This window comes from Desulforhopalus singaporensis, from assembly GCF_900104445.1.
In the GTDB taxonomy this organism is placed as follows: Bacteria; Desulfobacterota; Desulfobulbia; order Desulfobulbales; family Desulfocapsaceae; genus Desulforhopalus_A; species Desulforhopalus_A singaporensis.
In genome coordinates this window covers 1-12,203 of sequence record NZ_FNJI01000057.1, presented here as the reverse complement: position 1 = coordinate 12,203, position 12,203 = coordinate 1, and the positions used below count along the sequence as shown (strand labels likewise).

11 protein-coding genes and 2 pseudogenes are annotated in these 12,203 nt (G+C 46.8%); 9 read left to right on the top strand and 4 right to left on the bottom strand.

The features are described 5' to 3' along the window. A partial coding sequence (locus tag BLQ17_RS20660) for an IS3 family transposase (protein WP_218121868.1) occupies window positions 1-260 on the top strand: 260 nt, incomplete at its 5' end. 358 nt (window positions 261-618) lie between these two features. Here the strand turns inward: BLQ17_RS20660 and BLQ17_RS23785 are convergent. After that, on the bottom strand, window positions 619-753 hold the full coding sequence (locus BLQ17_RS23785; RefSeq protein WP_407919131.1) for a transposase: 135 nt from the start codon (window positions 751-753) through the stop codon (window positions 619-621). Between the two features lie 426 nt (window positions 754-1,179). On the opposite strand from BLQ17_RS23785, the gene BLQ17_RS20650 reads away from it, so the two are divergent. Next, window positions 1,180-1,872, top strand: a complete 693-nt coding sequence (locus BLQ17_RS20650) for a Crp/Fnr family transcriptional regulator (RefSeq protein ID WP_092226034.1) — start codon at window positions 1,180-1,182, stop codon at window positions 1,870-1,872. A 242-nt stretch (window positions 1,873-2,114) separates the two neighbouring features. Here the strand turns inward: BLQ17_RS20650 and BLQ17_RS20645 are convergent. Next, window positions 2,115-2,423: pseudogene (locus BLQ17_RS20645) on the bottom strand (transposase); the annotation flags it as partial. A 602-nt stretch (window positions 2,424-3,025) separates the two neighbouring features. Here BLQ17_RS20645 and BLQ17_RS20640 point away from each other — a divergent pair. The 7 genes from BLQ17_RS20640 to BLQ17_RS20610 all read left to right on the top strand — a co-directional run bounded on the left by BLQ17_RS20640 (window position 3,026) and on the right by BLQ17_RS20610 (window position 11,293). Beyond that, window positions 3,026-4,549, top strand: coding sequence for a sulfatase family protein (locus BLQ17_RS20640; protein WP_092226032.1), 1,524 nt, complete (start codon window positions 3,026-3,028; stop codon window positions 4,547-4,549). An 18-nt stretch (window positions 4,550-4,567) separates the two neighbouring features. Next, window positions 4,568-4,879, top strand: coding sequence for a thioredoxin family protein (locus BLQ17_RS20635; RefSeq protein WP_092226031.1), 312 nt, complete (start codon window positions 4,568-4,570; stop codon window positions 4,877-4,879). A gap of 28 nt (window positions 4,880-4,907) precedes the next feature. Next, on the top strand, window positions 4,908-5,843 hold the full coding sequence (locus BLQ17_RS20630) for an NAD(P)/FAD-dependent oxidoreductase (RefSeq protein ID WP_092226030.1): 936 nt from the start codon (window positions 4,908-4,910) through the stop codon (window positions 5,841-5,843). Beyond that, window positions 5,840-7,261, top strand: a complete 1,422-nt coding sequence (locus BLQ17_RS20625; RefSeq protein ID WP_092226029.1) for an SLC13 family permease — start codon at window positions 5,840-5,842, stop codon at window positions 7,259-7,261. The genes BLQ17_RS20630 and BLQ17_RS20625 overlap by 4 nt, the downstream gene beginning before the upstream one ends. A gap of 316 nt (window positions 7,262-7,577) precedes the next feature. Then, on the top strand, window positions 7,578-8,870 hold the full coding sequence (tyrS, locus tag BLQ17_RS20620; protein WP_092226028.1) for a tyrosine--tRNA ligase: 1,293 nt from the start codon (window positions 7,578-7,580) through the stop codon (window positions 8,868-8,870). Window positions 8,871-9,178: 308 nt separating this feature from the next. Beyond that, on the top strand, window positions 9,179-10,462 hold the full coding sequence (locus BLQ17_RS20615) for an OFA family MFS transporter (protein WP_092226027.1): 1,284 nt from the start codon (window positions 9,179-9,181) through the stop codon (window positions 10,460-10,462). Window positions 10,463-10,477: 15 nt separating this feature from the next. Further along, entirely contained in the window at window positions 10,478-11,293 is an 816-nt protein-coding gene (locus BLQ17_RS20610; protein WP_092226026.1) for a cytidylate kinase family protein, read from the top strand. A gap of 218 nt (window positions 11,294-11,511) precedes the next feature. Here BLQ17_RS20610 and BLQ17_RS20605 read toward each other — a convergent pair. Then, window positions 11,512-11,850, bottom strand: a pseudogene (locus tag BLQ17_RS20605) (integrase core domain-containing protein); the annotation flags it as partial. Window positions 11,851-12,049: 199 nt separating this feature from the next. Beyond that, a partial coding sequence (locus BLQ17_RS20600) for an ATP-binding protein (RefSeq protein WP_176761363.1) occupies window positions 12,050-12,203 on the bottom strand: 154 nt, incomplete at its 5' end.

Genomic DNA, 12,203 nt, shown 5'->3' with positions numbered 1-12,203 from the left:
AATTGCTCAGAAAGAGCCAGATGAAAAGCAGTATGAGTCGCAAGGGTGATTGTTGGGATAATTCAGTTGCAGAGAGCTTCTTTGGAAGTCTGAAGACTGAACGAGTATTTGGCTCTTCCTACCTCACCCGGGAAGAAGCCAAGCGAGACGTCATTGATTATATCGAAATGTTTTACAACAGCAGAAGGCGCCACTCCTATTTGGGATATCTCAGCCCAAATGAATTTGAAAAAGAGATGGAGCTGAAAATAGCAGCCTAAGGAAAGTGTCCGATTTTATTTGACCACCTCAAAATTTTACGATAGCTAAAACGTGGACACTTCTGAGATAATTTAGGATTTCAGATAGCAATTCAAAATCACGGCTGTTCTTTGACGTATTCCTTTTAGTGCTTCTATGCAAACTCAACAGCCGACAAGAATGTCTTTCGCTAACCTGATACGTTTTCTGCAGGTATTCAGCTACAGTTCGACAACTGGCAAGGCTTACCTCTTTTTTGAAACCACATCCTTAAGCATCCGGTTGTCCAAGGTAAGCTCTGCTACCAGTTATTTTTAACTCTGCATTTTCTTTTTCTAGGCCTTTCAGTTTCTTGGCATCGGAGACTTTTATTCCCCCTTATTTGTTTCGCCATCTATAAAAAGTTTGTTCGCTCACATTATGCTGTCTGCACACTTCCCTGGCATTCCCTAAAGCTTCCGCCTCTTTCAGGATCCGGATAAATTGTTCTTCTGAAAACCTTTTCCTCTTCATCAGATTCTCCAGTTGATTTGATGCTAAGTCTGACATATCAACTGGTACAATTTCCAAGGGGCAGGTCTCAGGGGCTGGTGGAAGGGGGACGGATGACAATGGAGACATGGCGGCTCTTGTGGAGGAATTAGCGCGGCGGGTGCGGAGGTGAAAGGAGGGCGCGTTTATTTTGCCTGGCACCCTTGAGTATTCTCCGAGTTTAAGCCAGAGGACAAAGATACAGGAAATCTATCAATTAAAAGTAGGCACACGCTTGAATAAATGATATACAGATACGGTCAACTGCCCTTGGCAACCAAGATTGCTAATTTTCGGAAATTTTAATGGAAGTCCCTGGTTCGTAGGATCAGGAAGAAAGTAAAGTTACCTATATTGCTGCAGACAGAATATTAGCAAGGGGCATTTTCCCCTGCTCTGAAATACTTTATGAGCAAAAACAACCGTGATAAATATAAACAGGACTTAGCTGTTTTCTGCATCAGAGAGCTCAACGCTCCCTGGCGAGAAATTATGCATCTTGGTAAGCGAAAAACGTTTCCCCAAAACAGTGAAATCCACACCCCCAGCGAGAACGTATTCTATTTTCTCGACAAAGGGCGTATTCGCCTTACCGGTCTTGCTGAAAATGGTAAAGAGCGGGTGATATTAATGCTGGAGCATGGAGTCATCCTGGGAGAGATCCCTCATATTCACAAGTCGTTCGATCATTTTTATATCTTGCAGACTCTTTCTGAATGTGAACTAATCGCCTTCCCAAAAACTCTCCTTAAGGATGTCGATTTCTGTCGTAAACATCCCCACCTGATTCTCAATCTCATCAAATCCGTTGCTATCAAGGCCGGAGCCTTCTTTGGCCAGCTATACGACTCCAACCTCTTCGATTGCCGTTGCATGATCTGCCGAATGCTCGCGCAAATCTGGCGCGAACATGGTGAACCCGCCACCCTCAGCCCTAACCTCAGCCAGACGGATATAGCTAACATTTTAGGTATTCACAGAAGCAGTGTCTGCCGTGTTATAAGGCAACTGCGTGATGAAAAAATTATCGGCCAATTTTCCAAGAATCGCCTGGATATCCTTAATACGGATGCTCTTTTGAGGTGTGGAAAGTTGCTTTGAGAGTTATAGTCAAGTCTGGTGTTCAAAGAATAATTCTCAAACATTGACTATCCTGTCGAGTCCGCTTTCTTCTATTGGATTAACCCTCTCACCGTCTTTGAACGGCACTCCTCGTATTACTTCAGCAAGCATCTTGAACCCTCTCAAGCGACGCCATCTCTTCTGAGCACTCTGGCCGAGTTTATACACCATGGATAAGATGGTATGCCTGGCAACGCAGCCTCTTGTTTTCGCTGTTCTCAGACGTAAGGTGCCAACAGCGCTGAGTTGAATTTGATCCCTTGACCGCTCTTATCCCTTATCTTCGGGACCTTCACTTTGACCGGACCGATTCCTGTTTGGATTTCTCGCTCCTGCAGGTAGCCGTTTCGTACTATCTGTCGGTGTCCCTGATCATTTTTCAGCTCAGCATATTGCTGGAGAAGATCCCGAAACTCTGCCTCGACTGCCTCTGCAATGAGTTGCCGGGCACCGTTGCGGAACAGCTCAGTCAGCGTATCCTCGGAAAACTCTCCTGGCTTTTTCAGGGCAATAATTTTATTCTTGCTCATGACGTATCCTCTTTGTGTTGGAATTTTGTCTTGGCGAACTGATTCCGACAGGATGCGTCATTTCTTCTTTAAGTCTCCCCCCAAACACCACTTTTGATCATAGCTCTCCCTTAATAATCGAAAGCTTTAGGGCGGCTTTTGATTATTAGTTCTGCCCGCATAAGCACTTAAAAAAATCCTAGAGTGTGATCCTCTAGCTTGGGTTTGTGGACGGTAGGTAAATGAATTTGCGCAAATGTAGACAAGCACAAGGATTGCGCTAGTTCAAGGTTTCAGCCGTGTGCCTAGGTTTTCCTGAGGTTTTCGGTCAATTCCACTACCTGCTTTGGAGGTGTTATCTTTTATGATTTAAGAATCTTAGGGGTGCCGTCACAGAACATCTCCTCAAGAATAGATAATTCGCTCTTTAAAATGTGTCTATTTTTTCTATACAACTTCATTTTCAAAGAATGTCTCATTTGAGACAGAATCCTCTTTCAGAACAATGTAGGTTTCACAGAATTTATGGTGGAATTGGCCGGAGTATGATCCCTAGACAACTGCCTAGCGGTGATTAACTGCCCGGAAATATAAACCCTTTAATTGTAGAGAGAACTGACCCAATGGCTTTCAACCGCAAAAAAGTAAAAAACGTCGTTTTCATCATGCTGGATACCCTGCAGTTCAATTATCTAGGGTGTTACGGCAACAAGAAGATTAAAACCCCCAACATCGACCGATTTGCCAGGCAGTCCGTGCTTTTCGAAAACGCCTACAGCGAAGGGCTTCCCACTATTCCAGTGCGACGCGCCCTTATGACAGGCCGTTTCACCCTGCCCTACGGCGGCTGGCAACCTCTCACAACCGACGATACCACCATCACCGACATCATGTGGGGTAAGAACATGCAAACAGCACTCATCTACGATACAGCCCCTATGCGACTGGCCAAGTTTGGCTACGCCCGCGGCTTCGATTTCGTGGATTTCTGCCCAGGTCAGGAGTTGGACCACACCTCTTTTGCAGATGTGCCGTTGGACCCATCACTCAAACCTGAGGACTTCACCTCACCCACAATGGTATGGGACAAAGAGGGCAACTTCATCGACGACGACAGCAAGCAACTACTAGACGAAATAGGCTGTTTTCTCAGACAACAGCAACACCGCCGATCCGACGCTGACAGTTACGTAGCCAAGGTGGTAAATCGTACCCAGGCGTGGCTGAACGAGCGCCGCGACAAATCCCGACCGTTCTTTCTCTGGGTAGACTCATTCGATCCCCACGAGCCTTGGGATCCGCCTTCTGTCTGGAATGGTGAGCCTTGTCCCTATGACCCCAACTACGAAGGCAATCCAATTCTGCTCGCCCCCTGGACCCCTGTTGAAAATCGCATCAGCGAACGAGAATGCGAACATATTCGCGCCCTTTACATGGAGAAGATCACTCTGGTTGACGAGTGGATCGGCAAGATTATCGACTCGATCCGCGAGCAGGGCCTATGGGACGAAACCATGGTAGTGCTCATGTCCGATCACGGCCAGCCCATGGGCGAAGGTGAGCACGGTCATGGCATAATGCGCAAATCCCGCCCATGGCCTTACGAAGAGTTGGTGCATGTCCCCCTGATGATGCATGTCCCTGGCGTCGAAGGCGGCCAACGTATCCAGAGCTTTGTTCAAAATGTGGATGTCACGGCCACCATTATGGATATTATGGGCCAACTTGATACTGAAAGCGGTGTAAGTGACCACGGAATGAACACCTATGGCGCCGATGAATTCCAGGGTGAAAGCCTACTCCCCCTCATGCAGGGAGAGGTGGATAAGGTCCGTGACTTCGCCATCGCCGGGTACTATGGCATGTCCTGGTCCATTATCACCGACGACTACAGCTATATTCACTGGCTGGTAGACGAGGAAGAGAAGAACAGCGTCGACTGTGTAGCCGGATCAGAGAAAACCATGAGCGAGGAAATGTGGACCTGCACTGCTGGCGCCAAGGTGGAGATGCCGAGCCATAATGAACTGTACGACCGTAACTCCGATCCTTTCCAGCTCAAAAACATCGCCGCCGAAAAGCCGGAAGTCGCCAAAGAGCTGCTCGAAAAACTAAAACTTTATATTGGCGAACTACGCACCACATAAGGTAACAAGGAGAAACCCATGTTTACAACCATAGACGACAGCACTTACAAAAACACCATCGCTGATACCAAAGACGGCATCCTCATCTGTTTCAAAAAGCAGTGCCCCCACTGTAAGAATATGGAAAAGGTGCTGGAAAAATTTGCCAAGAAGAACGACGGCGTCACTTTCTACAAACTCGATTCGGAAGAAAACCCGGAAGCGCGTGACGAGTTGAGCGCCGAGCGGGCTCCCACCCTTGTCTTCATAAAAGAAGGGGCAATAAGCGCCACCAAAGCGGGCCTTATGAACCCAAAAGAGATGACCGCCTATTACAGAAGCGTACAATAACGACGGGGTACATGATGGAGAGATACTTATGAAACCTGAAAAACAGGTCGACCTGGTCATCATCGGCGGTGGTCCAGCTGGTATGACAGCCGCCATCTACGCGGCCCAGGCTAACCTTGACACCCTGATACTGGAAGAAAGTGTGACAGGAGGACTGGTGAATTCGACCCATACCGTTCAAAACTTCCCCTCCTACCCAAAGATTCACGGTATGGAACTGATGGAGAAAATGAAAGAGCATGTGGACCACCTGTCCATACCCGTTGAAGAGGTATGCGAAGTAGAGTCCCTTTCTCTTGAAAGAGAATTTAAAACCATCGAAACCGACGAGGCCGTTTTTCACAGTAAAGCGGTAATCCTTGCCACCGGACGCAAGCCCATTCCCCTTGACCTCCAGACCGAATGCGAAGAAGTTCACTACTGCGCCATTTGCGACGGCGGGGCCTATAAGGGCAAGCGGGTCCTCGTTGTCGGAGGAGGTAATAGTGGTTTTGATGAAAGTCTCTACCTGCTGCAGATCGACATCTCCCACCTCACCCTGATTGAAGTTGAAGACCGCTTTTTCGCAGCCGAGTCCACCCAGGAACAGCTTCTGGCCGATAAGCGTGTGGAGGCCCGCACAGGGGCGAAGCTGGTGGACTTGTGCCTTGAGGATGGTCACCTTGCCGGGGCGGTAATCAAAGATCTGTCTACGGGAAATCATGAAACGATTCCGGTGGATGGGATCTTCGTCTTTCTAGGGCAAACCCCCAACAATGAGCTGTTTAAGAACCAGGTCGCCTTAAGCGATAACGGCTATATCAAAGCCGGCCCCAATATGGAAACCAACTTGCCTGGCGTCTACAGTGCAGGCGACATCAATGACAAGATTTTCCGCCAGATCACCACAGCCATGGGTGACGCTACGATTGCAGCACTCTCGGCAGAACGTTATATTCGTAATCTGAAAAGGAGCATGCTATGAAAACGAGTGTATTATCGCAACCGACAGCGAAAACTTTCCTTCCATCAGCAAGAATCAGGGGGTGGATCTACAGTCTACTCTTTGCCGCCGTCGGCGCTTATCTGCTCCAAAATCCGGAAAACCTGAAGCTTACTACCTACTGGTTCCTCACTATCTTTGCTATCTCCGCCTTTGCTTTTGAGATTATGCCTCTTTTCGGCACAGCTATCCTACTGCTGATGCTCTATATTGTCACCGGCATCGCTTCTCCAGATTTAGCTTTCGTGGGCTGGACTACCCCCATCCCCTGGGTGTGTCTCTGCGGTATGCTCATCGGCGCGCTTATGGAACGTACCAAGCTGTCAGACCGTATTGCCCTCCTCACCATTTCGCATATCGCATCCACCCCATTGCGGCTCTATGGCGCCTTTATCGTCGCAGGTTACCTGATTGGTGCCATTATCCCCGACGTCATCACTACAACAATAATCTTCATGACCATCGCTTCAGGCATGTGCCACAAAATGGGTATGGAGAAAGGCTCTAAAGCCGCCACCATCTTGGTAATGGCAGGTTTTTTCGGCGCCACCGTACCTGCTACAAACTATTTGCCCAACAATATAGGCATCGTTGGCCTGCTCATGGTCAAAGACATTGGTGTTCCCATCGAATGGGTCAGCTTCTTCATCGACAACCTGGGCTACAGCCTCATCAACGCTGCTTTCTGCATTACTATCCTGCACTTTTTTGGAAGCCGCGAGTTGGGTAAATATATAGACCAGTGCCGCAGCCACGCCGGTGAACAAATCAAGGCCATGGGCACCATGAGCCTTGACGAGAAAAAGACCCTAGCCCTTACAATCCTGGCGGTTGTGGCCTTCGCCACGGAGAAATTCCACGGTATCCCCGGCTACTATGCTTTCTGCGGCATAGTCCTTCTTGGGTTCACCCCTATATTCAGTCTCCTCAAGGCTGATGACGTCAAGGAAGTGCAGTTCGACATTCTCTTTTTCATCACCGCCTGTATGGCCATCGGCATCGTTGCCGGAAGCCTTGGCATCCCGGAATGGATAGCAGCCATGGTCGTGCCCTGGCTGGAAAGCATGAACAGTCTCGCCAGCACCTCCATTATCTCTTACGGGGTCGGTATCCTGTCAAACTTCGCGCTCACCCCCGTAGCTGCAGCCAGTTCTCTCAGTATTCCCCTGGCCGAGATTGCGAGTACCCTCGGATTATCCACCCAACCGCTGCTTTACAGTTTTTTCTACGGTCTCGATCAATTCCTCTTCCCCTACGAATTAGCTGCTGGTTTGCTTATGTACGCCACCGGCTATGTACGTTTGAAGCACCTTATGCTGATAATGGCCTGCCGCATGGTCCTTTCCGGCGTTGCCGTCCTTATTGTCTCCTCAACCTACTGGCAATGGCTTGGATATTGATTTCTTCTGGCGTAGCTTATCCCAGACCATTGAAACCACCTTTGGGACAGAAAGAGGAAGTGTTGATCCGGCATACTATGTTTGATCACTAAATTTTACCAACTTCAAGGTACTCTCCGATAGGTTGAGCACCTTGAAGTTATAATTAATGCTTGGGTGTTGGAGTAATTCTTATACAAAGAATAGGGCCTCTTCTACCTTGCTCCAACATTCGATTTAGTCGAGAAAAAAAGCGATTTCTTGTTGCTCGTTCTGCACAGGCTTCCACCTTCTCTTAAAATTTTAAAACCCTAAAACAAATTTAAATTACTGAAAGATGAATTTTGTCGAAGAATTAACATGGCGCGGTATGATCCACGACATCATGCCCGGAACTGAAGAGCAGCTCCAAAAAGAAATGACATCTGCTTACATTGGAATTGACCCAACTGCTGATTCATTACATATAGGCCACTTGGTGAGCGTGATGATGCTCAAACATTTCCAAATCGCCGGACATAAACCGTTTGCGCTTGTCGGAGGCGCCACCGGGATGATCGGCGACCCGTCGATGAAATCATCAGAGCGCAACCTGCTCGACGAGAAAACCCTCCACCATAACGAGAAATGCCTGAAGAAACAACTCTCCAAATTTCTTGATTTTGACTCAGATGCAGCCAATGCTGCCGAGCTGGTAAATAACTACGACTGGATGAAAAACTTCAGTTTTTTGGATTTCATCCGCGACATTGGCAAGCATATTACGGTGAATTATATGATGGCCAAGGACAGCGTAAAAAAACGTTTGGGGGAAGAAGCCAAGACAGGGATGTCCTTTACCGAATTTTCTTATCAGCTGGTACAGGGAACCGATTTTTTGCACCTGTTCAGGGAGAAAAACTGCAAATTGCAGATGGGTGGATCTGACCAATGGGGGAACATAATTACGGGGACAGAGCTTATCCGCCGGAAAGAAAGCAGTGAGGCATTTGCTCTTACATGCCCGCTCATAACCAAAGCTGATGGGAGTAAATTTGGAAAAACAGAAAGCGGTAATATTTGGCTAGATCCGAAACTGACCACACCATACAAATTCTACCAGTTTTGGCTTAATGTCTCTGATGTCGACGCTGAGAAGTACATCAAAATATTCACACTCCTCAGCAGAGTAGAAGTGGATGAGCTGGTAAAAGAACAGGAAGCTGCGCCGCACCTTCGATCATTACAGAAACGGTTGGCGAAAGAGGTGACCTGCATGGTTCATGACGAAGAAGAGTACAACAAGGCTGTGGAGGCCTCACAGATTCTATTTGGAAAATCAACGTCTGAAAGCCTGGCAAAGCTGGATAAAGAAACCTTCCTTTCAGTATTCGAAGGGGTGCCGACCTATGAAATCGACAGAGCTAAGTTTGATACCGGGGTGCCAATCATAGAATTACTCGCAGCTGAAACGGCAACATTCCCTAATAAAAGTGAAGTGCGTCGTACTATAAAAGGCAACGGACTTAGTCTGAACAAAGCAAGGATAACTGATCAGGAGTACTCTGTCACTGCGCCAGATTTGATCAATGAAACATACTTACTTATCCAGAAAGGCAAGAAAAATTACTATATCATCGAAGCTGTGTAATCGATTTGGTAATTTCCTAAGAACATTGCTCGATTGCGCAGGTTTTTTGTTTTCATCAATTCACCGCGCACCACCGATCCTTGGTCGAGCAAGATGGACGATTCTCTAACTTTTTATATAATTATAATTGGCAGGGAAAATTTCTACATACATTATTGAATCAATAACTTGAGCATAACTACTTTTAATATGCGAACCAGCTTTTTAATTGAGCAATTAACCTTGCCATTAGAAAATTAGGAATTTAACTTTATTCCCTTAGCGTACATGAGCGCACAAATCGGGGTGACACCCTAAATAGCTATCATATGAACTCAACTACCCATTTAACAATTACTATTTCTCGAGGATGGCTGACAACATTTGCCACTTCAACTATCGGAGTGGCGCTTGGCATACTTTATGTCTGGAGTGTTATAAAATCAGGTATTCCTGATGCTTGGGGCTGGTCCAATGCCGACAAAGCCTTGCCATATTCAATCATGACCATTGCCTTTTCATTCACCATGGTGCCGGCTGGCCGGTTGCAGGACATTATTGGTCCTCGCCGGGTAATTCTGCTCGGTGGTTTCCTGACGGGCCTTGGCTGCATTATTTCAGGACTGGGTGGGGATTCAAAACTTGCCTATGTGGTCGGCTTCGGTCTGGTTACCGGTATTGGTGTTGGTTGTGGATATTGTGCTCTGGCACCATCTGCGATGAGATGGTTTCCCCCTCAGAAAACTGGGTTTATCGTCGGCATTGTGGTGGCGGGTATAGGTCTGTCTCCAGTATTTCTTGCACCACTTTCGGCGTGGTCTCTCAACTTCTTCCAGTTTGTTAACGATGTCGGTGTTGTTGAAAAGGGCATATCCAACACTATTATTTCTCTCGGGTTTGGAATCTGGGCTGTAGTGGCACTATGTGTCGGATTAATTCAGATACCTCCTGTTGGATATACACCTGGACTTTATAGTATGGCATCAACAGCCAGACATACCAGTGATACCAGCATGACCTGGCGACAGATGGTCTCCACCAGCCAGTTCTGGTTGATGTTTTTCATGTTCTTTGCAGGTTCTGCAACCGGCCTGATTTTTATCAGTGTGGCAACTGATCTTGGCAAAAACGCCTTGGGTTCATGGGCATTTCTGGCAGTTATTGTGCTTTCACTCGGGAATAGCGGGGGGCGCATTCTTGCGGGCATTCTTTCAGATAAAATTGGCCGCCAACTGACAATGTTCTGTGAGTTTGCCTGTCAAGGGCTGGTGGTTTGTTTGCTGTTTTGGCTGTCAAAACATGGTGGGGGATCATGGTTTGTCGTTCTTTTTGTGGTTTTTATGATTGGTCTGAACTATGGCTCTAACCATGCGCTTTTTCCTGCTACGTGCAAGGATTTTTACGGACTGGAACATTTCGGTGTTAATTTTGGCCTGTTGTTTTGCGCATTCGGGACGGCCGGGTTGGTAATGCCATGGCTCAACGGTTTTCTGCAGGATGTTACCGGTAAACCCGATACCTCGTATATATTGATCATCGCTATGATGGCAGTAGCTTCGGTGTTGGCGTTAGTCAGCCGGAAACTCGGGCCACCGGAATTGAACAAATCATAAATTAGGGAGAACATTGTGGCTATTGTAACCATTTCAAGGGGTACTTTCAGTGGCGGCAAAGAGGTAGCAGAAAAACTGGCCAATCGTCTCAATTATTCATGTGTGAGCCGAGAGATGGTGATAACGGAAGCTGCCCAATATTTCTCTATTGACGAAAGTCAATTGAGTGATGCAATGGCTGAGGCTCCCAGTATCTTAAGTTCTGATCGTCCTATTTCTGCTTCAAATGTTAATTTTGTCCGCTTTGTACTGCTTAAAAGAATACGGAATATGGACCTCGTTTATCACGGTCTGGCAGGTGACATGCTACTCAGAGGAGTAAAAAAAATACTTCGAGTTCGCATCTTCGCTGGGACAGATTACCGGGTCGATGCAGCGATGGCGGCCCATGGCATCGATCATGAAAAAGCTGTAGAAATGATCCAGGAACTGGACACTAAAAGAAATAAATGGGCTCAAGTAGTCCTGGGTGTTGAGTGGAACGACCCCTCACTGTATGATATTTCCTTTAACCTCAAATACATGAACATTGACAGCGTAGTGAATGTTCTGGAAAAATTGACCAGGTGTGAAGAATTTACTCCAGATGAAACCACTACAAAGAGCTTGGAGGATTTAATTCTCAGTTCCAATGTCTGGGCAGCAATTACTCAACACAAACAGAGCTGGTCGCATCTTGTGCATGTTATGGCAGAGGATGGTCGGGTGACAGTCTATGGTGATGTGGTATCGAGAAAACTGGCTGACGCGATTTGTACCATTGCGGGAGGGGCTGATGGGGTCAAGGAGGTAGTCAATAACATCAATGTAGGCACTAAATGGCTTTTATAACCCTGGCGCACATGAAGAAAATATTCTGTAAGCTTTAAAACTGGCAAGAGGTTGGTTGCTTTACCAGACAATAAATATCCGACCTCAGAGGGGCCGATATTGTTTACCCCTTGAAGGGGATACTTTGCCGTTTGCCCCTTCAAGGGGCACGGTAAGGTGTAGTAGTCACGATTTGATCTGACAAATACCAATTTTGACAGGTTTTTGTCAGGTCAAATTCAGTTCAGCTGTTTATCCTTCCACAATTTTTTTCCATCTTCAAGAGTTTCTATTGGCGTTCTTCCACAGCACATCTTTCCCTGGTGTGTCCTCTCCCAATTATAGAGTAATAACCAGTCATCCAGGTCTACTTGAAGATCTTCAAGATCCTGGTAAATTTTCTTGCGAAAGGTAACTTGGTAAAATTCCTGAAGAACAGTTTTATGGAAGCGTTCACATATTCCATTCGTTTGCGGTGATCGAGCCTTGGTCTTGGTATGCTCTATGTCATTGAGAGCCAAATATAGCTGATAATCATGTGAATCGGCCTTTCCGCAATACTCAGTGCCCCTATCAGTGTCAATCAGCATTCAAAATTGACCCCCTGTCAGCGTCCAAAAATGACCCCCAAAAAGTAAAAAGGGGGTTCCATTAATCCTGTTATTTTAAAGCTTTCATCTCAAGGTAGCCCCAATTGAGTTCTGGCGCGAGAATGGGCCCACCAAAATGCTCGTCGGAGCGGCAGAACTCAACTGGGGCGGATAGTAAATGATGAACTTATTTTCTATTTTTCAGCCGATAACTCTCATTGCCGGTTTCTACGATGTCGCAATGATGTGTCAAACGATCAAGTAGTGCAGTCGTCATCTTCGCATCCCCAAAAACCTGTGACCACTCTCTAAAGCTGAGATTTGTGGTCACGATGATCGAG

Excerpts from the sequence above, each read along its gene's own strand:
- tyrS (WP_092226028.1), top strand. The coding sequence starts at position 7,578 with ATGAATTTTGTCGAAGAATTAACATGGCGCGGTATGATCCACGACATC.
- BLQ17_RS20615 (WP_092226027.1), top strand. The coding sequence starts at position 9,179 with ATGAACTCAACTACCCATTTAACAATTACTATTTCTCGAGGATGGCTG.
- BLQ17_RS20630 (WP_092226030.1), top strand. The coding sequence starts at position 4,908 with ATGAAACCTGAAAAACAGGTCGACCTGGTCATCATCGGCGGTGGTCCA.
- BLQ17_RS23785 (WP_407919131.1), bottom strand. The coding sequence starts at position 753 with ATGAAGAGGAAAAGGTTTTCAGAAGAACAATTTATCCGGATCCTGAAA.
- BLQ17_RS20635 (WP_092226031.1), top strand. The coding sequence starts at position 4,568 with ATGTTTACAACCATAGACGACAGCACTTACAAAAACACCATCGCTGAT.
- BLQ17_RS20625 (WP_092226029.1), top strand. The coding sequence starts at position 5,840 with ATGAAAACGAGTGTATTATCGCAACCGACAGCGAAAACTTTCCTTCCA.
- BLQ17_RS20640 (WP_092226032.1), top strand. The coding sequence starts at position 3,026 with ATGGCTTTCAACCGCAAAAAAGTAAAAAACGTCGTTTTCATCATGCTG.
- BLQ17_RS20650 (WP_092226034.1), top strand. The coding sequence starts at position 1,180 with ATGAGCAAAAACAACCGTGATAAATATAAACAGGACTTAGCTGTTTTC.